Genomic DNA, 25,906 nt, shown 5'->3' on the forward strand with positions numbered 1-25,906 from the left:
TCACGCCTTTCAAAAAAGGAGCTGGGACACGAATCTGTCGCAGCTCCTTTCACACATCTATTTTAGTGTAGCAACTTTCACTTTCGAATTCGCCTACTAACCGGCTTTTTTTTCGTCCGTTTGATATTCAATCACTGGTTTACCAGAACCGTCAACTGAATCTTTCGTAACAACGACTTTAGCGATTGTTTCGTCAGAAGGAATATCAAACATAACATCCATCATGACATCCTCAATAATGGAGCGCAGTCCACGTGCCCCAGTATTCCGTGCAATTGCTTTGTCTGCAATGGCATTCAGGGCATCTGGATCAAAAGATAACTCCGTTTCATCGTAAGAAAGTAATTTTTGATATTGCTTAACTAACGCATTTTTAGGTTCAGTCAAAATATGAACTAAATCTTCAGTCGTTAATTTTTCCAAAGCGGTTGTAACAGGTAACCGTCCAATGAATTCTGGAATTAAACCAAATTTCAACAAATCTTCTGGGATGATTTGTTGCATAATGCTTTCATCCTCATCGACTTTTTTGTTATTTGTTCCAAAACCGATCGTCTTTTCACCTAAGCGGTTCTTGACGATTGTTTCAATCCCATCAAAGGCACCACCGACAATGAATAAAATATTCGTTGTATCGATTTGGATAAACTCTTGATGTGGATGCTTCCGTCCACCTTGAGGCGGCACGCTCGCAACGGTTCCTTCAAGAATCTTCAATAATGCTTGTTGAACACCTTCACCGGAAACATCACGAGTAATTGAGACATTCTCGCTTTTACGAGTAATCTTATCAATTTCGTCGATATAGATAATTCCCTTTTCCGCACGTTCAACATTATAATCTGCTGATTGTAATAATTTTAAGAGGATATTCTCAACATCTTCCCCTACATAACCAGCTTCCGTCAAACTTGTCGCATCGGCAATTGCGAATGGAACGTTCAAAGTCCGAGCTAATGTTTGAGCTAAGAACGTTTTACCAGAACCAGTTGGTCCGATTAAACAAATATTACTTTTTTGCAATTCAACTTCATCGGTTCCATCGTTTTCAGTATTCACCCGTTTGTAATGGTTATATACCGCGACTGACAAAGCTTTTTTCGCTCGATCCTGTCCGATGACATATTGATTTAAAACATCTAATAGTTCTTTTGGTTTCGGTACATCGATAAATTCACGAATCGCTTCTTCGTGGAACTCTTCGTCGATAATCTCTTTACAAAGGTCGATACATTCATTACAGATGTATACTCCGGGACCCGCAACAACTTTTTTTACTTCTTCTTGGGTCTTGCCGCAAAATGAACAGCGAACTGTCTCACCTGCGCCTGTGCTTTCATACATAGCTGTCACCTCTTGTTTCTTTCTCTACAAGTGTTTCCACGATTGCAGTCTTTATCTATAATACCACAAAGCCTCAAAAAGACAAAGAAACCGAGAACAAATAGAAAGGATTTCTAAAGAACATTTATTGAAATGATCAGCTTTTATAATATGAGAAGTAATTTTCGAATAAGTTACTTCTAAAAAACATTTATTCACAAATAAAGAGGTGTGACGAAATTTCGTCACACCTCTTTTGAAGTTTATTTTGCGTACCAGCCGATGCCTTCATATTTCCAGCCTCGTGTCCTTAATACGTTTACTTCATTTTGATCCTTTGTGTAATGATGAGAGCCGCTTCTTAACCCTGGATTAAACAAGCGATGAATCTTCACGCTCTTATTATTATCAGAATACCAAGCGATACCTTCGTATGTCCATTTATGCTTTGTTGTTAAAACTTTTACTTCGTTCCAATCCAAAGTATAATGGTGGTCGCGAAGTGTAGAATTATACAATCGGTAGACTGGCGCTCCAGTGGAAGGCGCATTCCAAGCAATGCCTTCATATCTGCCCCAACCAATTTTTACTAAATGATTTTTTTCATTCAAATTTGCAGTATAAAAATGTTCATAATTATTAGGATTATACAATCGATACATAGGGATACTATTATTTGATGGAGGTTTTGGTGCCGGATTGCTAAACATCCCTGTATAATCGGCATTAATATCAAAATTCCCACTAATGCCCGGGAAAGTCAGTTGAGATGACCATTGCCAAGCGCCATATTGTGTATAAAAATTTTGGGTTGATAGATTGTAAGGATATGCTGCTACCCAAATATTTTTATTTCCTAAGGTCGCAGCATTGATTCGTCCAGAATTAATCCAATTCAAACCGATATAATGACGGACATTACCAAATCCCAATGCTTTCAACCGATTTTCAAAGGCTTTAGAATTGTTTGTATGGTTACCTTTACCAGCGATCTGAGGTTCTTCAATATCGTTTACCATCACTGTGCTATTATCAAGGCCAAATCTTCGAGCAGCTGCTGAAAAATAATTTGCTTCTGCTACTGCTTGAGCATCATTGACAAACCAACTATAGTGATAAGCAGAAACTTTCAACCCAGCAGCCTTGGCATTATTGATTTGAGCTTGGGCATATGGATTAATGTAACTCGTTGCTTCCGTTAATTTCACAACTACACCGGTTATTCCGTAACTTTTGATCTTTTGGAAGTTCGCTACTGAGATATTTCCATTATGGGAAGAAATATCAATGAAGCTTTTACTAGGTGTATTTGTATTTGTCACAGGGACTGTCGGTATAGCCGAAAATAATTGAATTGACGGAGCCAAATCGGAACGGCCTTTTGGTAGCATCATTGTTCCCTCTGCAGTATCAATTTGGCTCTCCACTACAGGTGCAGCTTCTTCACTTTCAGTGTTTTCAGTGTTTTCAGTGTTTTCCGTACTTTCTGTACTTTCTACTTCATTGGAGCTCGATATGATCTGTTCACTTGTCTGTGAGGTAGCTTGAGAAGCGCTTGTACTAGTTGTCTCGCTTCCCACTACTTCTGACGTGCTAATTTCATTTCCATCATTGACTGTCACCGATTCTTCAGCTGAAACGGTTTTAGCTAGGCCTAAGCAAACCGTAACTAATAGACTCAATCCTAAAATTTTCTTTTTCATTGTTTCCTCCCTCGATTAAATTTTAAACAATTATGATTTTTTCAAACTAAGCATGGCTTTTATCAATAACATAATTTTACTAAATATAAGGCTCTTTTTGAAGATAATAGTTTTGAAATACTCTAAAAAATAAGGGATATCGCCTTATAATTAAGCAATTTACTCTAATAAAATAATTCTAATTCTGTGAAATCTATCTTTATTCTTTTAGAAAATTGAAAGATAAAAAAGAGCGTCCCTTTAAAAGGGCGCTCTTGGCAAAAAACTTATTTTTCAACAGCTGTTCCGGTTACTAATTCAACAGCTTTTTTCATTTTAATATCATGTTCTAGCATGTCTTCCGTTAGAACGCGGCTGATTTGTTCTTTAGGCATTTGATACATTTCAGCTAATTCGTTGATTTCTTTTTCCACATCTTCTTTAGATGCTTCAATTTTTTCTGCTTCAACGATTGCTTCCATTACCAAGTTCGTTTTCACGCGGCCTTCAGCTTCGCCTTCAAATTGAGTATGCAAGTCTTCTTCTGTCGAACCAGTTAATTGATAGTACATTTCTGGTGAGATTCCTTGACGTTGCATGTTGTTTAAGAATTCATCCATTGAACGGTGCACTTCATCGTGAACCATTACGTGTGGTAATTCAACGATTTCCGCATTATCAACAGCTTGTTTGATAGCTGCTTCGTCTTTTGCTTCTTTCGCTGCTTCCGCTTTTTGTTTTGTTAATTCGTCACGGTATTTTGCTTTTAATTCGTCTAAAGAATTTACTTCTTCGTCAACGTCTTTTGCAAAATCATCGTCTAATTCAGGAAGTTCTTTAGCTTTTACTTCGTGAATTGTTACTTTAAAGACCGCTTCTTTACCAGCAAGATCTTCCGCTTGGTAATCTTCTGGGAAAGTGACAGTTACGTCTAAGCTTTCGCCAGCTTTGTGACCAACTAATTGTTCTTCAAAGCCAGGGATAAATGAGCCTGAACCTAGTTCAAGTGAGTAGTTTTCGCCTTTGCCGCCTTCAAATGGTTCGTCACCAACGAAGCCTTCAAAATCGATTACAGTTGTATCGCCGTTTTCAGCAGCTTCATCTTCTTTGATAACTAATTCTGCTTGCGCCTCTTGTTCTGATTTCACACGTGCATCCACGTCTTCTTCAGATACTTCCACTTCTTGTTTAGGAACTTCAAGTTCTTTGTAGTCGCCTAGTTTCACTTCAGGTTTCACTGTTACTTCAGCTTTAATAACCCAAGCTTCGCCTTTTTCCATGCTGTCTACATCGATTTTTGGTTGAGAAACTGGATCGATACCTGCTTCTTTAACCGCTGCTTCATAAGCAACTGGTAATACATCGTTTAATGCATCTTCATACAATGCTTCTTCACCGTACATCCGGTTAAATACTTGGCGAGATACTTTTCCTTTACGGAAGCCAGGTACATTAAGATTTTTCTTTACTTTGTTGAATGCATTTGTTAATCCCTTTTGAATTTCTGCTTGTTCAATCGAGAAAGTTAACACACCATCATTGGTGCCTGTTTTTTCAAAATTTGCAGTCACGTTTGTTCCCTCCGAATACTAATATACTTGCATTTTGCATACCTTTAAATAGTACACTACTGGTTCTTAATTGTAAATATAAAGCTTTTGCTCTCGGCATTTTTTAATGATAATCAAACATCATTTGTCTAATTTTTTGCCGAATCGCTTCCACCTGTTCATCTAACTCCGCAAGGCTGCCTGAATATTCCGCTAAATAACTTTCCGCCCACGCATCTGGCTTCATAAAAGAGTATTGTAAAGGATACAAAAAGGCCATCTCCAGTTTCAACTGCTCCAATAAATTTGCCAAAAGAATCGGGTCGTTATCCTCTAAGCGGTTCGTCAAACGAGCTTCAATCTCTTGCTGCAAGCTATCATCAAAAGCGGTCTCGGCTGGCGAAAGTTCAACAATCTCGCCTTGAATAGTCAAATAGCGAACTTTTTCGATTACGCCAACACGTCCTAAATTTTCAAACAGATAGCTGCGAACGAGCGGGGCAACATTGGGATCAAGCATCCATTTTTCTGCCCAGCTTTTCAAACGTTCTTCAGATAAGGCCTTGACCTTTCGTACTAATTGCAACTGCTCCATCGAGGACAATTCCGGCAACTTGATTAATTCAGTCTCCAAACTTTTGATTGCCGCTTGCTGCTGCTTTTGATAAAAATCCTCTTGATCATCGATTCGCAGGGTCCAAAGATTTTGCTGTTCCTCGGTGAGCATTTTATTTTTTTGTGCCCGCCATAAAAACTCGCGGGCTGCGAAAAAATTGTGTGTATAAAGTTGAATCTGTAAATATAGATCCAGTGTCTCTAGGGTTTCTAGATAGCTATCTTGTTCGTCGCCAGCATACGCTAGCGCCTCCGTAAAATTTCCCTGCTCCAATGCTAGACTAGCGATCAAATGATTCAGCTTGATCGACGGTGCTTCTTCATAAGCCAGCTTATAATTTTCTAATGCCATTACGTAGTCTCCGGTAGAAAAAGCTTCTTCGGCCAAGGTTAAATAATAGTGATCTTTATTTGGAAAATCGATCGGCTTCATGCTTCTGAAAAATCCTCTCTAGCTGTTACTAAATTTATCGTCACAACACTTGTATCGGAGAAATAATCTCCGAGGTGTTGCTTGTTCGGTGTAAAAATTGCTACTAAATAACCTAACATAAAAAATGATCCTCGTAGAATAAAACGACAGGCGCCTTCCCGCACCAACACAGTTTTCCAACTAAGCACAGCTTCGGTAAAGCAAACCACTCGGATACCAAAAATCATTTTACCGATTGTTTGACCATGATTTAATTTCGTCAATAAAATAAAATACGCTAAGTAAATGACTAACGTCGAAATGCCATAAATACTTATTAAATCTGTACTTTCATTCCAACCTAGCAGATTTGCCGGCAACCCTAACAAAATGCTGGTGATGGCCGAGATACAAAGCAGATCAATCAAATAAGCAAAAAAACGAATCCAAAAGCCACTATAAAAATAATCGGGATAATGGTTGAAGACTGGCCCTTGCTTTGGTTTTTTTAATAATTGTTGGACGGGACCTACCGCTGGTCGGTGTGTCATTTCTTCAGTCATCTTTATTCACCTCCATAAAGATACATCGCTTTAGGAGCTTGTGGAGTGCCGACACTTTCAACAATATTCCTTACTAAATCTTCTTGTTTTGGCTTGATTCCTTGGAGTTCTGCCAAGCTATTGCCTAGCCAAGTATTCATGAAATTGGTTGATCCACTAGTATAGGTAATCACTTTCGCACCACTTAACCCATGATCTTTTTGTAATGCTTTCAACGCTTGGTCGGGATAGCCAATCGCATCAACTAAACCATTTTCCACCGCTTGAGCACCATCATAAATCCGACCATCCGCTAGTTTACGAACATCTGCTTCATTCATTTTGCGACCTTCAGCCACTGTTTTAACAAAACGACCATACATGCTATCAACAAACGCTTGCAGCACTTCTTTGTCTTCCTTTGTTTGGGGACGGGAAGTCGAGCCGATATCTTTTAATGCACCGCTTTTGATCGTCGCATCTGTAATACCGAGCTTTTCCATCAAGCCAGAATAATTCATACTAGACATAATCACACCGATTGAGCCGGTCATAGTATCCTCGGTCGCAAAGATTCGGTCAGAATTTGCTGCGATATAGTACCCGCCGCTAGCTGCCTGACTCTCCATTGACGCATAGATTGGAATCTTCTTGTCCTGTTGTAACGCCCTCAATGCTCGGGTAATCTCTGCCGTCTCATAAACAGCTCCACCAGGTGAATTGATTTCTAGCAAAATTCCTTTCACCGTATCATCTTTTTTGATTTTTGCCAGTTGTTTCATAAATGCCTCGTGATTGTAACCACCACTTGAAAATAAACCACTGGTGCCGTCGTTGATAATCGTTCCTTCTACCACTAACTTGACGATTTTTTCTTTGCTGGAGCCATCGACTTCTGTTTTTTCCTGAGGCTCATTCGTGCCATATAATAGTTCGTTTACTTGGCTCAACTCTTTTTTGTCCTCAGCTTTTCGGCTAAGCGTTGAAGATAATACAGAAAATACCAGAAGTACTAGCGCGATCCCAACTGCAACCCAACGTCTCTTATTCATTTGATTTCCCCCTTATTAATATAGATTTCGAATGACCAACACTTTTTCGATAAGACCCTCACCCTTCATCTTTTCTGCTTTTTCTAATAAAGAATAGCCGCCGAAAAGCTCATGGGTCAAGGGATCTTCGATTTTAAAGGATTGCGCTTCCTCGATACTTAAGGCATCCGGGGTAATCTCTTGGATACTATCCCAACCTGTATCTAAAAATATTTTCGTTTCATCATTAATTTCTGGGTTGTCATTCAGCTGGGCTAAAAATTGACGGAGCTGGCCGACGGTTAAATTTTCTGGTTGATTCATGCTGTTTCCTCCTTATCAAATCTGTGAAGAAATTACTCGTTCAAATTCCACGTCTCCTCACTAAACGCTTTCGGTAAAAAATTCCCTTAGAAGGGTACCTCCTCATTTTACCTTATTCTCTCAATAGATGAAACGCAGAAAGTTTTTTTGTTTTGCTAACTGGTTTTTAACAAATTACATATATACCAATTTGTTAAAAATAAAAAATCATTTGACTAGACGACGAGTTTATATTATATTATTCATTGTTTCCGATGTTAAAACAAAAAAATCTCAGCTACACCAATGAGATAGCGCCAGACCTTTGATAGAGGTGACGAGGAAGAAGCTTATCGAAATATTCGGCGGGTGGCTTCAGGGCAGCTGTGCTCTACAGATCATTACAAAACTTTTATAAAAAAACAAAAAAATGGTCAGACAGATCGGAAACATATAATGATAGGAAAGTAGGAAGACATTATGTGTGGAATCGTAGGAATTGTAGGCAATGAACAAGCAACTAGTATTTTAGTGAATGGATTAGAAAAACTGGAGTATCGCGGATATGACTCTGCTGGAATCTTCGTAGCAGATCAACAGGATGACTATTTAATCAAGTCACAAGGACGGATCAAAGAATTAGCGGACAAGATCAGCGCGGATGTCCACGGCACAATTGGGATCGGTCATACACGCTGGGCAACCCACGGCGAACCAAGTGAAGAAAATGCTCATCCCCATACTTCACAAAGCAAACGTTTCGTCTTAGTTCATAATGGTGTGATTGAAAACTATGATGATTTGAAAGCCAATTTTTTAGCAGAAGATACCTTTTACGGTGAGACCGATACAGAAATCGCAGTTCACTTAGTAGAATACTTTGCTGAAAAAGGTCTTTCGACCAAAGAAGCCTTCCGTAAAGCATTAGCGGAGATTCATGGCTCTTATGCCTTTGGCTTGATCGACAAAGAAGATCGTGAGACTATCTATGTTGCGAAAAACAAAAGTCCGTTATTGATTGGCTTAGGCGACGGCTTCAACGTTGTCTGTAGCGACGCGATGGCGATGCTGGAACAAACTAACCAATTCGTTGAGATTAATGATGGCGAAATGGTTATCGTAACTAAAGACCATGTTGAAATCGAAGACCAAACAGGCAACGAAATCCAACGTGCACCTTATGAAGCGAAAATCGATCTTTCTGACATGGAAAAAGGAACCTATCCTTATTACATGCTAAAAGAAATTGATGAACAACCCGCTACGATGCGACGGATCATCAGTGAATACACTGATGAAACAGGAACCGTTGTTATCGAAGATCAATTATTACAAAGTTTATTAAACAGTGATCGAATTTATATCGTTGCTTGCGGAACGAGCAATAACGCCGGATGGGCCAGCAAGCAAATCATTGAAGGTCTGGCCAACATTCCAGTAGAGATCCATCTATCCAGTGAATTTGGTTATAATATGCCGTTGCTTTCAGAGAAACCATTCTTTATCTACTTAACTCAAAGTGGTGAGACTGCTGATAGCCGCCAAGTATTAGTGAAGACGAATGAATTAGGTTACCCTTCTCTTACAGTGACGAATGTGGCCGGTTCAACCTTGTCTCGTGAAGCGACTTATACAATGCTTCTACACGCTGGACCAGAGATTGCCGTCGCTTCAACTAAAGCCTATACAGCGCAAATTGCCGCTTTGACTGTCTTAGCCAAAGCAGTTGGTGAAGCGAAAGACGTGGTAGCCGCTAAATCTTTTGATTTGACGAAAGAGTTGGGTATTGCAGCCAACGCGATGGATGTCATGATCGCTGAAAAAGCTATGATTGAAGAAATTGCCGCAGAATATTTAGCAACCACTCGCAACGCCTTTTATATTGGGCGTGCCGAAGACTATTATGTTTCAATGGAAGTTGCTTTGAAATTGAAAGAAATTTCTTACATCCAAGCAGAAGGCTTTGCAGCTGGTGAATTGAAACACGGAACGATCGCTTTAGTGGAAGAAGGAACACCAGTGATTGGTATTATCACTGAAGCAGTAACCGCACCTCATACACGAGGAAATCTGCGAGAAGTTGAAAGTCGCGGAGCTCACACCTTAGTGATCGTTTCTGAAGAATTGAGCAAAGACGGCGACCAAATTATTTTACCCGTCGTTCATCAATTCTTACGTCCGTTAGTCTCTGTGATTCCTGGACAATTGATTGCTTATTACGCAACCTTATTACGGGGCTATGATGTTGATAAGCCACGTAACTTAGCAAAATCAGTCACTGTTGAATAATCAGTCGATAAACAAAAAAGCATCCAGCCTTTTATCGGGTTGGATGCTTTTTAACCCAAAAAAAGAAACACCTTTTGGACATTCTCATTTAGGATTGCCAAAAGGTGTTTTCGCTTCTTAATGATAAAATTGGACTTCTTTAATTAATCTAGCCCAATTTCTGCACGAACGACCGCCGCGATTTTTTCAACGTAGTAGTTTACTTTTTCATCAGTCGGTGCTTCCGCCATCACTCGTAGCAATGGTTCTGTTCCAGAAGGACGAACCAGAATACGTCCATCGCCATTCATTTCAGCTTCAGCTTCGTCGATTGCTTGCTTGATTGCGGGAACATCCATCGCGCCATATTTATCACTAACACGAATATTGACTAATTTTTGCGGATAAATCGTTACTTCCCCAGCTAGCTCAGAAAGCTTCTTACCTGTTTGTTTCATGATATTTAATAATTGAACGCCTGTTAACATACCATCACCAGTCGTATTGTAATCTAAGAACAATACGTGACCTGATTGTTCGCCACCAAGATTGTAATCATTTTTACGCATTTCTTCCACAACATAACGGTCACCGACTTGAGTGATGACATCGGATAAGCCAATTTCTTCGATTGCTTTATGGAAACCTAGGTTACTCATAACGGTCGTCACAACGGTGTCTTTCTTCAAGCGTTTACGTTCAGCTAAATATTTCGCACAAATAAACATGATCCGGTCGCCGTCAACGATATTACCTAATTCATCTACTGCAATCACCCGGTCACCATCACCATCAAAGGCCAAACCGACATCAGCACCCTTTTCAACAACCATTTCTGCTAATTTTTCAGGATGCGTTGAACCAACACCGTCATTGATATTCAAGCCATTTGGTGAAGTCCCCATCGTATAAAAATCTGTTTCTAAATCCGCAAACAAGCGATTAACACTCGTTGAAGTCGCACCATTAGCAGCATCTACACAGACTGTTAAGCCAGACAAATCTCCTGAAATGGTTTGAACTAAGAATTGCGAGTATTTTAATAACCCTTCGTGGAATTCATCCAACGTTCCTAAGCCTTCAGCAGAAGGACGTGGTAACTTGTCTTCTTCCGCATCTAATAATGCTTCGATTTCCGCTTCTTGTTCGTCGACTAATTTAAAACCATCTGCTCCGAAAAATTTGATGCCGTTATCTTCGGCTGGATTGTGTGAAGCAGAAATCATGACACCGGCTGCAGCCTTTTGTAAACGTGTTAAATAAGCAACTCCCGGCGTTGAAATGACGCCTAATTGAAAGACTTCGATCCCTACTGAAAGTAAGCCTGAGATCAATGCTGTTTCCAACAATTCTCCTGAGATTCGAGTATCACGCCCAACTAAAACCCGTGGCCGTCCCTCGCTTTCTTGGTGTTGACTTAAAACATAGCCGCCACAGCGTCCCAACTTGAAAGCTAATTCCGGTGTTAACTCCTTATTCGCGATTCCACGTACTCCATCTGTTCCAAAATATTTACCCATTAAATTATATTTCCCTTCTTCATCTAATTCGTTGATTGTGTTGTCGATTCAGCAGATGATTCTGTTGTACTGGATTGTGAACTCGTCGAATCCACAGAACTGGCTGCTTCGCTTGAATCTTCTTTTTCTGATGAACTAGAATGATTTGCATTACTTGATTCTGATTCTTGTGCATTTTTAAATACTGGTGTGACCTGTGCACTGACTGTTTTTGGATTCACTTGATAATTATCAGAAACAGGAACATCAATTAATTTTTTAACCGTTCCTTGGATTTGACTGACATCTACCGGTACTCCGATACTGTCTATTTGATCAAGTGCAGACTGTAAGCCTGTAATTGTTGCCTTCGTTCGGCTCAAATCAATCTTCACACTCTCTACCGCCGCTGGCAGCTGCCCTTCTTGGATCGGATAAAGCGAAACCTCTTTGCTTGGGGTTTGAATTTCAAATGAGACCGTCACATTTTGTGGCTCTGATTGAATCGGCAAAGCCTCACCACTGGAATTTAAGGCTTGAATCTGCGCCTGAACACTCTCTTGATCAGTGGAAAGCTTGCTCGTATCCACCGATGCCACCACACGATCAATTTCCTTCATCGTGTTTTCTCCGGTAGTAATTTCGACTTTAGCAGGTTCCACTGACATCTCGCCGATCTTTAAACCATTGTTGCTGGTCGTACTGCTTAATACTGGCGACACATCGAATTGCTTTTTCTCTCTTTTCTCAATCGTTACCGAAATGGTCTCCGGCTCGATCGTCGCAAATAGTGAACTTGCTAAATTTTTCGTCTTTAAGCGGACTTCGTGAGTGCCAGAAGAAAGCTTAGTTAAATCAGCTACCACACTAAAGTCTCTTGTATCAGGGTCCACTTCTTTATTTAATTGGATTCGGTTCGCTCCACTTAATTTGACTGAGACATTTGATGAAAAGACATGAACAAAATACTCATCCGAATCATATAAAACATTGATCGGTACATTTTGAATGGCTTCTTCGTAATTCGTTTCAGAAGAAATCAAACGACTGACGTTTTGGCTATTCACATTGAAAAAAAGAATCAAACTAAACACCAGTGAAATCAAGATATACGGCAGATTGCCTTTTTTAAACTTGATAATCATTTTTGGCCTCCTTTAGTAAACCCTTCTAAAAAAGTTTGTAAGAGACTCTTTTTGCCAGTGCTCTTTTCATCCGGCAACAACTCCCGCCGCATGACAGCCAAGTATTCCTCTTGTGACAAATCATGGAGAAAATCATTGTTCAAGGTAATACTCACTCCACCAGTTTCTTCAGACACGATAAAAGTCAACGCGTCGCTGACTTCACTAATACCTACTGCGGCACGATGACGAGTCCCAAATTCTTTTGGGATCAGCATACTGTCTGACAGTGGCAAATAGGCGGAGGCTACAGCGAGTTTGCCATTTTTCACAATGACTGCGCCATCGTGTAACGGCGTGTTAGGAATGAAAATGTTGATTAGCAATTCTCCAGTAATATCCGCATCTAAGGCAATCCCCGTTTCAATGTACTCTTCCAAGCCGGTGAAACGCTGGATTGTGACAAGAGCACCGATTTTTCGCTTAGACATGTATTGGATTGCTTTGTCGAAAGCTAAAATCATTCGTTCATCATCACGCTCTTCCTTTTTCGATGTTTTGAAAAAAGAACTACGACCCAAATGCTCCAAGCCACGTCGGACTTCCGGCTGAAAGATGACAATGGCCGCGATCACTCCGTAAGTAATGATCTGATTCATTAGCCATGACAAGGTATGCAGACCGATGAGTTCAGCCAAGATCCGAATACCAATAAAGATCGCCACGCCCTTGATCAATTGGACGGCTTTTGTACCGCGAACCAATTCAAACAAACGATAGATCAAAAACCAGACAACAAATATATCTAAAAGGTTGACGATAATATCCCAAGTTGAAAGATTCTCAGAAAAAAAGCTAAGCCAATATTCTGGTTTGAATAATTCAATTAGACGATTAGGCATAGATAACCTCTCTTTCTATACAAAATTCTTTACAATTATACCACAGTGGTACAGCTCTAGCATAAAATTTAAGAAGAGCCTTAGCCAAGCTAAGACTCTTCTTATAAATTTACTTGTTTCGTTTTTCAGCACGCGCCGCTCTCCGAGCCGCGCGACGGGCTTCCGCTTCAGGATCAACAGTCCGTTCTCGCTTAGGCTTTTCAGCTACCGCAGTGTTAGCTTCTGCTGAAACCCCAGCAAGCTTCGCACGGATTTTCTCTTCTTGTCCAGCTAAACGGGCATAGTTGTAAAAACGAGTCTCCGCATCGTTGACTGTCTTTTGGTATAACCGTTGCGCATCATCTGGTTGCACTCGTTCTAAGGCAGAAAAGCGAACTTGCTGTTTCATGAAACTGATCATCGTTTCGAAGTTCGGTTTCTTATAATCCAAGATCATCGGATTTTTGCCCTTTTCACGTTGAGCCGGATTGTAACGATATAAGGACCAATAGCCAGATTCGACGGCTTCTTTTGCTTCTCGCAAGGTTTGACTCATTCCACCTCGTAAACCGTGGTTAATACATGGTGTGTAGGCGATAATTAATGATGGTCCAGGGAATTTTTCTGCTTCTTCTAAGGCTTTGATGGTTTGCATTTGGTTCGCTCCTGAGGCGATTTGTGCCACATAAACATTCCCATAAGTCATGGCCATCATTCCTAAATCTTTCTTCGATTGATACTTCCCACCAGCCGAGAATTTTGCGATTGCTGATGCTGGTGTTGCTTTAGACGTTTGTCCCCCAGTATTAGAATAAACTTCATTGTCCATAACTAGAATATTAACATCTGCACCACTAGCCAAGATATGATCGATCCCGCCAAAGCCAATATCGTACGCCCAGCCATCGCCACCAAACATCCATTGACTCGTTTTGACAAATAGATCACGATTGTCGTAAATATCAGCCAATCTGGCATCTGTTAGACCTTCTGTTTCAAGAGCAGCCGTTAATTTGGTTGCCCGTTGCTGCGTACCTTCAGATTCAAACATGTGATCCATCCAGTCTTCCATCAATTCACGTAACTCATCGGAAACTAGGTCTAAAACGTCATTGATTTTATCCGCTAATTCTTTTCGACGAGTTTGGTTGGCTAGGAACATCCCATAGCCATATTCTGCATTGTCTTCAAACAAAGAGTTGGACCAAGCAGGCCCTTGTCCTTTGTCATTGGTTGTATATGGGCTAACTGGTGCTGCCGCACCCCAAATCGAAGAACAGCCCGTCGCGTTAGCAATCATCATCCGGTCACCAAACATTTGCGTCATTAATTTCACGTAAGGCGTTTCACCACATCCCGCACAGGCACCAGAGAATTCTAACAATGGCTTATTGAATTGGGAACCTAGAACAGAATTTGTTTTAGCTGGGTTGGCTTTTTGCTTCAACGTCATCGAAAACGCCCAATTGATTGCTTGTTCTTTTTCTTCTTCATAAGGCTTCATAACTAAAGCTTTCCCTTTTGCTGGACAAGCTTCGACACAAAGCCCGCAGCCGGTACAATCTTCCACCGATACTTGAATCCGGTATTTCAATCCGTCTGCTCCACGCATCTCACGGACAATGTAGCCTTCCGGCGCTTCAGCCAGTTCTTCATCATCTGCTAAAAACGGACGAATCGCTGCATGTGGACAGACAAAGGAACACTCATTACACATCGTACAGCGATCGCTAAGCCAATGGGGAACTTCCAAAGCGACTCCGCGTTTTTCAAATTGAGTCGTTCCTGTGGGAATCGTCCCGTCGGTCATACCGTTAGCAACTAAATCATTGACTGTTAGATCATTGCCTCGTTGTGAATTCATTGGTTCAACAATTTCCTCAACATATTGAGAAACTGGCGTCTTCCGGATTTTTTTCGGAATCTCGACGGTTTTCCATGCTTCAGGAACTTGTACTTGATGTAATAATTCAACGGTTTGATCGATTGCCGCGATATTTTTTTCGACGATCTCTAACGATTTGCGGCGATAACTTTTATCCGCTTCGGCTTTTAAGATATCTAATACCTCGTCAAAAGGAATAATTCCTGTCAAACTGAAGAACGCCGTTTCCATGACTGTATTGATGCGTGAACCCAATCCAACTTCCATCGCCAAATTCGCCGCATTAATCGTATAAAACTGAATCTCATTTTCCGCGATATAGCGTTTCATTTTGGCTGGTAATAGTTTATCCATCTGCTTATCATTCCACATTGTATTCATTAGGAAAATTCCGCCAGGTTTTAACCCCTTCAATAAATCATAGGTATGGATATAAGCTGGTGTATGACAAGCGATAAAATCTGCGCTTTCGACTAGATAGGTCGAGCGGATCGGCGTATCGCCAAACCGTAGATGGGAAACTGTCAGTCCACCAGATTTCTTCGAGTCATAACTAAAATAGCCTTGTGCATATTTATCAGTATGGTCCCCGATGATCTTAATTGCTGATTTGTTCGCGCCAACGGTTCCATCAGAACCAAACCCCCAGAATTTTGCTTGGAAGGTGTTTGGATTCGTTAAATCCACGATACCTTTCGATTCTAGTGACATATGGGTGACATCATCCACGATCCCGATCGTAAAACGCTTCTTCGCTTGCTGTTTGTCCTTCAACAGCTCATCGTAAACAGCGATAATTTGATCCGGTGTCACGTCTTTTGACCCTAATCCAAAACGGCCACCAATAATTTTCGGACGAATATCTGCTTCGTACATTACGCCTTGAATATCTAATAATAACGGCTCGCCGTCAGCACCTGGTTCCTTTGAACGATCTAATACCGCGATTGATTTGACTGAATCAGGAAGTTTTTCTAGAAAATTTTCCGTTGGGAATGGGCGGTACAAATGAATGTTCAAAAAGCCGACTTTACGACCATTAGCATTCAAATAGTCCACCGTTTGTTCAATCGTTTGAGCCACTGAGCCCATTGCCACAATGACTTCTTCAGCATCCTCAGCCCCATAATAAGTCACAAGGTCATAATTAGTGCCGCGTAATTGATTGATTTCAAACATATATTTTTGAACAATTGAAGGCAGCTTATCGTAATAGCGATTAACGGTTTCCCGTTGTTGAAAATGGACATCTGGATTCTGATTGGTCCCACTGATCGTCGGATGATTCGGATTCATACTGCGCTTACGAAAAGCTTTCAGTTTTTCTTGGTCGATCAAAGGTGCCAACTCGTCATAGTCCAGCACTTCAACCTTTTGAATCTCGTGACTTGTTCGGAAACCGTCAAAAAAGTTCATGAAGGGTACGCTGCCTTCGATTGCAGCTAAATGTGCCACCGCTGACAAGTCCATGACTTCTTGAACACTACTTTCTTGTAACATGGCAAATCCTGTTTGACGAGCGGCCATCACATCCCCATGATCGCCAAAAATATTTAGTGCGTTCGTGGTGACTGCTCGACTGGCAACATGAAAGACCCCAGGTAATAATTCACCAGCGATTTTATACATGTTGGGAATCATTAATAGTAATCCTTGTGACGCTGTATAGGTCGTCGTTAACGCACCGGTTTTTAAAGCTCCGTGAACGACTCCTGCCGCCCCAGCCTCCGATTGCATCTCTGTTATTGAAACTGGCTGACCAAAGATGTTTTTCTTTCCTTGTGACGCCCATTGGTCAACAAGTTCAGCCATAGTTGAACTAGGAGTAATTGGATAAATGGCGGCTAATTCCGTGAAGGCATATGAAATATACGCCGCAGCTGTATTTCCATCCATCGTTTTTTTCTTACGCATGTTTCTCCCCCATATTCTATCTTTAGCGGATTTTTTGTTCCCGCAATTTTGTCATAAAACGTACAACTAACTTATTTTCTATCAAAAATAGCAGCCTATTTAAGATAATCGTTAATGTTGCACGCGTGCTTTTATAATCTTTATAACAACGGATTCATTATAAACTAACATTTATTATTTTTAAACCTACCCTATGTTCTTTTTAACTTTTCTAATTAAAAAGAGTTTGTTTTCTAAGAAATATTTTGTAAACTAATAGGTGAAGGATGTGAATAACGATGGATACTACTGTTATCAATGCAAAGCTAGTCAATGACTTCAACGGTATCAAAATTGGTTCAGCCAACGCGCCAAAGCGGATCATTGAATTTATTAATCTTCGTTGCCCTTACTGTAAAAAATGGTTTGAAGACTCTCAAACCACTTTGGCACAGGCCGTTGCTGAAGGTAAAGTTCAACGAATCATTAAATTATTAGACAAAGATAAAATCAGCCTACAACGAGGCAATGTCATGCACGAGTACATCAGCGCTGATCCTAAAAAAGCCTTGCTGCAGATTCAGCAAGCCTACGAGACCCAAGAGGTTTGGGAAGATTTTGAATTAGAAGCCGTTGCCACTTACGCTGAAAAAACATTGCACTTGTCACAACATGCTAATCAAGAATTGCAACAAGAAATTCGTAATGAAGCTCAGCAAGCCAACATTCAGTTTGTTCCGACGATTATTTTAGGGGAACACATCTTTGATGAATCGATTGATCAAGCAACTTTAGCAACCTATCTAAATGAATAGAACCACTTAAAAAGGAACCGTTTGAAAATCAAACGGTTCCTTTTCTTAGATTATCTGCAAAATCGTTGATTTTTCGAATGCGATGATTAATGCCTGATTTAGAAATCGCGCCGGAAGGGATCGTCTCCCCTAGCTCTTTCAAACTGATCTCCGGATTTTGAATTCGCAGCTCAGCGATCTCTTGTAATTTCTCAGGTAGCGACTGCAAGCCTACCGTTGCTTCGATGAAATGAATATTGTTAATCTGCTTCGATGCGGCATCAATCGTTTTATTCATATTAGCAGTCTCACAATTGACTAAACGATTGACTGAATTACGCATATCCCGCACGATTCGAACGTCTTCAAACTTCAGCATCGAATTAGTTGCGCCGATCAAAGTAAGAAAATCAGCAATCTTCTCAGCGCCCTTTAAATAAGTAATATAGCCATTTCTTCGTTTCAAAGTACGGGCATTCAAATCAAATTGATTGAGCAAATCACAAATATCTTGGTTATGTTCCTCATAAATCGACGAAATTTCCAAATGATAGCGGCTCGTTTCGGGATTATTAACTGACCCGGAGGCTAAAAAGGCGCCCCGCAAATAGGCGCGTGTTTTTTCATCAGAACGCTTGATTTCATCAGAAATATGGGCCTGAAACATCATGCCATCCATAATATCTAAACCTAGTAGTACGCTTTGTGTTTCCTGCTTTAATCGTACGATGTATACATTGTTTTTCTTTAGCTTCATTTTACGACGAACTAATAATTCACTGCGTACGCCGTAGTGCTCCTTCAGTAAGGTAAAAATCCGTCGAGCGATCGCGGCATTCTCTGTTTGGACGTTCAAAACAAATTGATGATTACTCAAACTTAATGAGCCGTTCATCCGAATCAACGCGGCCAGCTCTGCTTGAGCTAGATTTTTTTGGACGGCCAGACCCGTTAATTCTTTTTTTACTTCTGCTGCAAAAGACATGACGAGCCCTCCTTTATTTCAAATTCCACTTAAATTTTTGCTCCAAAAACGATTCGGAACAATTCATCTACAACTTTGTCGCCGTCATGAAATACACCGCCATCACGCAACTTTAAAAAGTCCGTCGAGACCACGCGGCAGCCTTCTTCCCGTAAGCCATTAAAGTCATGGGTCACTTGGACTAAATATTCGTCGTAGACTTCTGGGTCCATATAACCTTCAGGAACTTTTTCCGTATTCACTAATACTGTATTGATAAATTGACTATCCAAATGCTGATGCAATACACGGATATGATCAGCGTCACTAAAATGTTCTGTTTCACCTTTTTGAGTCATGATGTTACAGATATAGACGACTTCGGCCTCCGTTGTTTTCACCGCATTGCCTAATTCCTCGATTACTAGATTCGGTAAAATACTGGTAAATAATGAGCCCGGGCCGAGCACCACCATATCTGCTTCTTGGATTGCTTGAACCACTTTACGAGCAGCGTGGATCGCTTTATCGCCATTTTTTTCTGTTACGTAGACTTTTTCAATCGTCTTTCGATCCAGCGCAATCTTTGATTCACCCACAGCGCTTGTACCATCGGTAAAATCAGCATGCAATACTAACGGTGTTTCAGAAGAAGGATAGACATGACCATCCACGTGCAGCATCAAAGAAAGCAATTGAATCGCTTCATAAGTACTGTTACGCATCTCAGACAAAGCTGCAATCAGCAAGTTACCGATCGTATGATTAGCCAAAAATTTATCGTCCTTGTGGAAACGATATTGAAAAAGATCCTCATAAAGTTTCGGCATGTCAGAAAGTGATGCCAAGACATTTCGCAAATCCCCCGGTGGCGCCATGTCAACCGAATCACGTAGTTCGCCGCTGCTGCCACCATCGTCAGCTACCGTTACTACTGCTGTGATATCGGCACTCTGATTGCGTAAACTTTTTAAAATAACTGGCAGACCAGTGCCGCCGCCAATCACCACGATCTTAGGTTTGCGGATACGATACGTTTTCATTTTCATGATCGATTCACCGTCTCTTTCCGCTTGTCCTTGTCACGATGAGTAATATTGACTTTGTAATCCGCATCCTTCAAGGCTTTGCCAACTCGTTCAGACAATGCGACCGAACGGTGTTGTCCACCGGTACATCCAATCGCCACCGTCAAAGAGCTCTTTCCTTCTTTAACGTAGCCAGGCATAATATCCATCAATAATTTTACGAAGGTTGTATAAAAGCTCTCCGTTTCAGGAAAAGACATCACGTAATCGTAGACCGGCTTATCTAACCCTGTCTGTGGTCTTAATTCAGGAATATAATGGGGATTTGGTAAGAAACGAACATCCATGACGATATCTGCATCGATTGGCAAGCCGTACTTGAAGCCAAAAGAAACTACCTCAATATGAAAACCAGCATCATCATTTCCTTTGTAAGATTGATTGATTTTTTCCCGCAGTTGACGCGGTGTCAAATCCGTCGTATCGATCATCAAAGTCGCACGAGCCTTTAAATCCTCCAAGATCGCCCGCTCTTTGCGAATCCCCTCAGTAATCATCCCGTCCATCGCCAATGGATGGGCCCGTCGTGTTTCTTTATAGCGAGAAACCAGTTCTTCATCAGAACAATCTAAAAATAAAATGCTTGTATCGATAAATCCGGTATTCTCTATTTCTACCAACATATTCTGAATGTCTTCAAAAAATGAACGTGAACGTAAATCAACTACTAATGCAATTTTTGTTACTTTGCCAGACTCGCGAATCAACTCCCAGAATTTCGGAATCAATCCCGGCGGCATATTATCCACACAAAAATAGCCCATATCTTCAAAACTTTGAATCGCCACAGTTTTCCCTGCGCCGCTCATTCCAGTAATGACAACTAAATGCAAACTCTCAGTCATTCGTGTCACTCCTCTCTCAATTTTAAGGTTATTTATTTTTGTTTTTGTTACGTATATTGATTTTCACTATATGATTGCATCGAAAATCAAAATTTTTTCAAATAAAAAGACGCCAAAGAAACTAACCGTAGCTTCTTTCGCTATCTAATAAATTATAACATTCCTGGCGTGTCTTTGCTACTTTTTTGTCATTCTTTATAGAATCATAATCAACGAAGCCATCGCTATAAGCTGAAATCGTTTTTTTACAAAAAAACAGACCTTCTATTTAGAAGATCTGTTAGCTAAAGCTATTTCAATCGTGCGATCCGCCAAAATAGATTGCGCATCGATTACCGGGTACGGGTCGTTTTTAGTCAACTCGTGCACTAAAGATAACTCAGTACAGCCTAAAATTGCATTTTGACAGCCATATTTTTCAAAAACATCAGAAAGGATTTCTAAATACAGCTCGCTATTGATGAAGTCATTTTCTTTCACATCGTGATAAATCAAATGATTTACTTTCGCTTGTAATTCTTGGTCAGGAGCCAAAACTTCAAAGCCTTTTGCTTCCAACTCATTTTGATAAACTTTAGCACTCATCGTTCCAGCGGTCGCCAGTACGGCAATCTTTTCTCCTGGTTGATGATGTTTCACCACTTCCCTGACGGCTTCCCGAGGCATGTGTAGGATTGGAATCTTCGTTGCCGCTTGTAATTCCTCAAAAAAGTAATGGGCGGTATTACAAGTCAAGACAATAAAATCCGGCTGCAATAAATTTTGCTTTTCGATATCATCTAATAAAAACGGCAACGGGCTATCCGCGTGATGATCTAAGATATAAGCTGTCCGATCTGGGACAGTCGCATGATTGAACATGACGTAATTTAAATATTCTTGGTCGTTATGGGCATGAGTCCGCTGATTTAGGATTCTGACGAAACTTTCCGTAGCCATGGTTCCCATTCCTCCCAAGATACTAAAGAAATTTTCCATAATTACCCTTCTTTCTCTTTAAAGAATAGGTCAAAACGTCCTTTATATTTACTAAACATGTATTTCATCAAGACCCAACGCATGAAGGACATATCTTTTTTATAAAAGACCGTTGTACCCCATTGTTTATTTTTGATTAAGGCTAAGGCTTTTTCTTTATCATCGTTATTTCGCGCAAATTTTTCGAAAACGCCTTTAGGTACACCCATCCACAACATTGAGGTTGCTGATTCAGCTTTCCCGTAAATCGTTGTCTCAAATGGTTGTTCAAAGACACGATCTTCCGTTACGTATTGAGCTAAATTGAAGCCATTTAACGTCACAAAGAAACTGCTTCGGCCTTGACGCAAGTTGATCTCAAATAATTTATATTCTCCATCTCGCGGATCATATTTCATATCAAAGTTAGCGAAGCCGGTGTAATTGATTCTTTCTAAAAAGCCTTTGATCGTTTGATAGATTTTTTCATTGTATTCAGGCATGATCGCCACGTAGTTACCGATCGCTTCTGGGGAAGGATCTTCTAACAACGGATGACCCAGACACATCATACGAACTTGATGATTTTGATCAACATATGCATTTAATACGCGCATATTGCTGTCGTCGCCGGGAATAAAATCTTGGGCGATCATTTCGCTGGTGTAACCCGCTTGATAAATCCGTTCGATAATCACATCAAACTCATCTCGTGTATCCAAGATAAAGGCTTTCTTCCGTCCTTCAAAATCAACGGATAGCCATTCTACACTGTTGGCTGGTTTCAAGGCTACTGGAAAATCAAATGGCAAATTCTGTTTCAATTTACCGGCTTCCAGCATTTCTTCACGAATAATGAAGGTATTTGGATAAGGCAGTTCATATTTTTCACAAATTTCATAGAAGCTGACTTTACTGATTAAACGTTGCAATAAATCAAACTCAATATAAGGGCAAATAAACCATTCAGAAAGTTCTTCTTTGTGTTGCGAAACCAATTCTGCGTACCCATCGCCACAAGCAATCAATAAATACTTCGTCGCAGGATCGTTATAAGTATTCTTACCAAGTTCACGCATTTGCTCCATAAATGCCGGGTCTTTATCGAATCCCGGAACTACGTGAACATTCACGATTTTGCTATATTTTGTTGGCGCCAGCTGTAAGCCAGCATAAGCTTCAGAAACGATTCCGTAGGCTTCGTGAAACGAACGAGCCATGCCGTAAACATTGATATCGCTTCCTAGTAGAATCGGTACAAATTTTTGATTTTCATTCATATTTTCTTACACCTTCTCATTCTAAATCCTTGATAATCATACCATAAAGAAAAATGCAAGCAAAGGAGAATCCTTCACTTGCATCAAGCCTTAGTAGTAATTTATTTTTTGAGAACTCGTTTCAAATAATGACCGGTGTAACTTTCTGGTACTTCAGCGATTTCTTCCGGCGTTCCAGTCGCTAAAATCGTACCACCGCCATCGCCGCCTTCTGGTCCAAGGTCAATAACATAATCAGCCGATTTAATCACATCTAAATTGTGTTCAATCACTAGTACCGTGTTCCCGGCATCAACGAATCGTTCAAGAACTTTTAGCAGACGAGCGATATCATCTGTATGGAGTCCCGTCGTTGGTTCATCTAAAATATAGAAATTTTTACCGTTAGAACTCTTATGCAACTCGCTGGCTAGCTTCATCCGCTGAGCTTCTCCACCGGATAACGTTGTCGCCGGTTGGCCCATCGTAACATAGCCGAGACCAACATCAACGATTGTTTGTAGCTTGCGATGAATCTTAGGAATATGTTTGAAGAATTCGACCGCATCTTCCACAGTCATTTCTAAAATATCCGCGATGTTCTTTCCTTTGTAATGAACCTCCAACGTTTCAGAATTATAACGTTTGCCATGACAAACTTCGCAAGGCACATAAACATCAGGTAAGAAGTGCATCTCAATCTTAATAATCCCGTCTCCGCGACAAGCTTCACAACGTCCACCCTTCACATTAAAGCTGAAGCGACCCTTCTTGTAGCCGCGAATTTTCGCTTCATTGGTTTGCGCAAACAAATCACGAATATTATCAAACACGCTCGTATAAGTGGCTGGATTGCTTCGTGGTGTCCGACCAATCGGACTTTGATCAATATCGACTAATTTTTCAATATTGTTGTAGCCGGTAATTTTTTTGAACTTCCCGGGCTTGTTTGAATTACGATTCAATTTTTGAGCCAAAGCTTTTTTCAAAATTTGGTTCACTAAGGTAGATTTTCCTGAGCCGGAAACACCCGTTACTGCCACAAACTTTCCTAAAGGAAACTCAACGTCGATATTCTTCAAGTTATTTTCTGCAGCACCAGTTACTTTGACCTTTTTGCCATTCCCCTTGCGGCGTTCAGTTGGTACGGCGATTTCGCGTTTTCCTGATAAATATTGACCGGTTAAAGAAGCGGGATTGTTTTCTACTTCTTGCGGCGTCCCAGCCGCAACGATTTCTCCCCCTTGATCGCCAGCACCAGGGCCGACATCGATTAAGTAATCAGCTGCTCGCATCGTATCTTCATCATGTTCCACGACAATCAAGGTATTTCCTAGATCACGCATTTTCTTTAAGGATTCAATCAAGCGATCATTATCTCGCTGATGCAACCCAATCGACGGTTCATCTAAGATATAAAGAACCCCCGACAGATTAGAACCAATTTGAGTCGCTAAACGGATTCGTTGTGCTTCACCACCAGATAAGGTGCCTGATGCCCGACTCAATGTTAAATAGTCCAATCCGACATTTCGTAAAAAGCTCAAACGATCCTTGATTTCTTTTAAAATTGGTTTAGCGATCACTTTTTCTTGTTCGCTTAATACAACTGTATCGAAGAAATCTAACGTGCCATTGATAGAATCTTCACTGACATTTCCAATGTTTTGTCCGTTGATCTGAACCGATAACGCTTGTGGATTCAAACGATAGCCGTGACATGTTTGACAAGTCAATTCTGTCATATACAGACGCATCTGATCCCGTGTGAAGTCACTATTGGTTTCCGCATAGCGCCGATTGATGTTGTTAATGATCCCTTCAAAGGGAACCTCAACATCTCGCACGCCGCCAAAATCATTTTCATAATGGAAATGGAAGTTTTCACCATTCGAGCCATTCAAGATAATCTCTTGATGTTCTTTCGGCAAGTCTTCAAAAGGTGTGTCCATATCAATCCCAAAGCTTAACGAAGCTTGCTCCAGCATTTGCGGATAATATTGCGAGCTGATGGGATTCCAAGGAATCAACGCACCTTCACGCAGTGTTTTGCTTTGATCAGGAATCACTAAATCCATATCGACTTCCAACTTCACTCCCAAGCCGTCACAATCTGGACAGGCGCCAAATGGAGCGTTGAATGAAAAAAGTCGCGGTTCAAGTTCACCGACAGTGAAGCCGCAATAAGGACAGGCATAATGTTCACTAAAGAGCATTTCCTTTTCCCCAATTACGTCAACTACCGCATAACCGTCAGCCAATCGCAAAGCGGCTTCAAAGGAATCAAACAACCGGGAACGAATGCCTTCTTTAACCACGATACGGTCTACGATGATTTCAATATCATGTTTTTTGTTTTTCGTTAACTCCGGCGCTTCGGTCACATCATACATTTCTCCATCCACGCGCATACGAACGTAGCCTTCTCGTTGGATCATTTCAAAAACCTTTTTGTGTTGTCCTTTTTTCTTAGCGACAACTGGCGCGAGAATTTGAATTTTAGTTCGTTCTGGTAATTCCAATACCTTATCTACCATTTGTTCAACCGATTGAGAGGTGATCTCGATATGGTCGTTGGGACAAATGGGATGCCCAACACGCGCATATAATAACCGTAAATAATCATTAATCTCGGTGACCGTTCCCACCGTTGAACGTGGATTTTTGCTAGTCGTCTTTTGGTCAATTGAAATCGCCGGACTCAGTCCATCAATGCTATCTACATCTGGCTTATCCATTTGACCTAAAAATTGGCGAGCGTAAGCAGACAAACTTTCAACATAACGCCGTTGTCCTTCAGCGTATAAGGTATCAAAAGCCAATGAGCTTTTCCCAGACCCAGACAAACCAGTAACAACTACCATCTTGTCACGAGGAATCGTAACGTCAACATTTTTTAAATTATGAGCACGCGCTCCATGAATTACAATCTTATCATTTGCCATTTAATAACCTCAATTTCATTGTATTCGTTTTTATCACGGACATTCA

19 protein-coding genes are annotated in these 25,906 nt (G+C 40.7%); 2 read left to right on the forward strand and 17 right to left on the reverse strand.

The window, feature by feature from the left end:
* Positions 1–96 precede the first annotated feature (96 nt).
* From clpX to RV00_RS11750, 7 genes are all read right to left on the reverse strand, one after another.
* On the reverse strand, positions 97–1,344 hold the full coding sequence (gene clpX / locus RV00_RS11720; protein WP_071862778.1) for an ATP-dependent Clp protease ATP-binding subunit ClpX: 1,248 nt from the start codon (positions 1,342–1,344) through the stop codon (positions 97–99).
* A 242-nt stretch (positions 1,345–1,586) separates the two neighbouring features.
* The gene (locus RV00_RS11725) at positions 1,587–3,026 is read right to left on the reverse strand and encodes a GH25 family lysozyme (RefSeq protein ID WP_071862779.1); all 1,440 of its coding nucleotides are present in this window, start codon (positions 3,024–3,026) and stop codon (positions 1,587–1,589) included.
* A 266-nt stretch (positions 3,027–3,292) separates the two neighbouring features.
* The gene (gene tig, locus RV00_RS11730; protein WP_071862780.1) at positions 3,293–4,576 is read right to left on the reverse strand and encodes a trigger factor; all 1,284 of its coding nucleotides are present in this window, start codon (positions 4,574–4,576) and stop codon (positions 3,293–3,295) included.
* Between the two features lie 103 nt (positions 4,577–4,679).
* Complete coding sequence (locus RV00_RS11735) at positions 4,680–5,603, reverse strand: tetratricopeptide repeat protein (protein ID WP_071862781.1); 924 nt, start codon at positions 5,601–5,603, stop codon at positions 4,680–4,682.
* On the reverse strand, positions 5,600–6,133 hold the full coding sequence (locus RV00_RS11740) for an RDD family protein (RefSeq protein WP_379925302.1): 534 nt from the start codon (positions 6,131–6,133) through the stop codon (positions 5,600–5,602). Before RV00_RS11740 ends, RV00_RS11735 begins: the two co-directional genes overlap by 4 nt.
* 14 nt (positions 6,134–6,147) lie before the next feature.
* Complete coding sequence (gene sppA / locus RV00_RS11745) at positions 6,148–7,176, reverse strand: signal peptide peptidase SppA (protein ID WP_071862783.1); 1,029 nt, start codon at positions 7,174–7,176, stop codon at positions 6,148–6,150.
* Positions 7,177–7,191: 15 nt separating this feature from the next.
* Positions 7,192–7,479: a hypothetical protein gene (locus RV00_RS11750; RefSeq protein ID WP_071862784.1), complete on the reverse strand. Its 288-nt coding sequence runs from the start codon at positions 7,477–7,479 to the stop codon at positions 7,192–7,194.
* 459 nt (positions 7,480–7,938) lie between these two features.
* Between RV00_RS11750 and glmS the strand changes: the two genes are divergently transcribed.
* Positions 7,939–9,747, forward strand: coding sequence for a glutamine--fructose-6-phosphate transaminase (isomerizing) (gene glmS, locus RV00_RS11755; RefSeq protein ID WP_071862785.1), 1,809 nt, complete (start codon positions 7,939–7,941; stop codon positions 9,745–9,747).
* Positions 9,748–9,890: 143 nt separating this feature from the next.
* Here glmS and glmM read toward each other — a convergent pair whose 3' ends face one another.
* From glmM to nifJ, 4 genes are all read right to left on the reverse strand, one after another.
* Complete coding sequence (gene glmM, locus RV00_RS11760; protein ID WP_071862786.1) at positions 9,891–11,246, reverse strand: phosphoglucosamine mutase; 1,356 nt, start codon at positions 11,244–11,246, stop codon at positions 9,891–9,893.
* A gap of 23 nt (positions 11,247–11,269) precedes the next feature.
* Positions 11,270–12,370 carry a CdaR family protein gene (locus RV00_RS11765; RefSeq protein ID WP_071862787.1) on the reverse strand — a complete coding sequence of 367 codons (1,101 nt, stop codon included), beginning with the start codon at positions 12,368–12,370 and terminating at the stop codon, positions 11,270–11,272.
* Entirely contained in the window at positions 12,367–13,251 is an 885-nt protein-coding gene (cdaA, locus tag RV00_RS11770; RefSeq protein ID WP_071862788.1) for a diadenylate cyclase CdaA, read from the reverse strand. The genes RV00_RS11765 and cdaA overlap by 4 nt, the downstream gene beginning before the upstream one ends.
* A 109-nt stretch (positions 13,252–13,360) precedes the next feature.
* The gene (gene nifJ, locus RV00_RS11775) at positions 13,361–17,029 is read right to left on the reverse strand and encodes a pyruvate:ferredoxin (flavodoxin) oxidoreductase (RefSeq protein WP_071862789.1); all 3,669 of its coding nucleotides are present in this window, start codon (positions 17,027–17,029) and stop codon (positions 13,361–13,363) included.
* Between the two features lie 278 nt (positions 17,030–17,307).
* On the opposite strand from nifJ, the gene RV00_RS11780 reads away from it, so the two are divergent.
* Positions 17,308–17,823 carry a thioredoxin domain-containing protein gene (locus RV00_RS11780; protein WP_071862790.1) on the forward strand — a complete coding sequence of 172 codons (516 nt, stop codon included), beginning with the start codon at positions 17,308–17,310 and terminating at the stop codon, positions 17,821–17,823.
* 28 nt (positions 17,824–17,851) lie between these two features.
* On the opposite strand, the gene whiA is transcribed toward RV00_RS11780, so the two are convergent.
* The 6 genes from whiA to uvrA all read right to left on the reverse strand — a co-directional run bounded on the left by whiA (position 17,852) and on the right by uvrA (position 25,860).
* Positions 17,852–18,787, reverse strand: a complete 936-nt coding sequence (gene whiA / locus RV00_RS11785) for a DNA-binding protein WhiA (protein ID WP_071862791.1) — start codon at positions 18,785–18,787, stop codon at positions 17,852–17,854.
* 29 nt (positions 18,788–18,816) lie between these two features.
* Positions 18,817–19,815, reverse strand: a complete 999-nt coding sequence (locus RV00_RS11790) for a gluconeogenesis factor YvcK family protein (protein ID WP_071862792.1) — start codon at positions 19,813–19,815, stop codon at positions 18,817–18,819.
* Positions 19,812–20,699: an RNase adapter RapZ gene (gene rapZ / locus RV00_RS11795; protein WP_071862793.1), complete on the reverse strand. Its 888-nt coding sequence runs from the start codon at positions 20,697–20,699 to the stop codon at positions 19,812–19,814. Before rapZ ends, RV00_RS11790 begins: the two co-directional genes overlap by 4 nt.
* A 264-nt stretch (positions 20,700–20,963) precedes the next feature.
* A complete protein-coding gene (locus tag RV00_RS11800) occupies positions 20,964–21,677 on the reverse strand; it encodes an amino acid racemase (protein WP_071862794.1) in 714 nt (237 codons plus the stop codon).
* Positions 21,678–21,679: 2 nt separating this feature from the next.
* Positions 21,680–22,936 (reverse strand): carboxylate--amine ligase, encoded by a 1,257-nt coding sequence (locus RV00_RS11805; protein WP_071862795.1) that lies wholly within the window; start codon positions 22,934–22,936, stop codon positions 21,680–21,682.
* Positions 22,937–23,037: 101 nt separating this feature from the next.
* Positions 23,038–25,860, reverse strand: coding sequence for an excinuclease ABC subunit UvrA (gene uvrA, locus RV00_RS11810; protein ID WP_071862796.1), 2,823 nt, complete (start codon positions 25,858–25,860; stop codon positions 23,038–23,040).
* Positions 25,861–25,906: the final 46 nt, after the last annotated feature.

This window comes from Enterococcus devriesei (assembly GCF_001885905.1).
Classification (GTDB): Bacteria; Bacillota; Bacilli; order Lactobacillales; family Enterococcaceae; genus Enterococcus_A; species Enterococcus_A devriesei.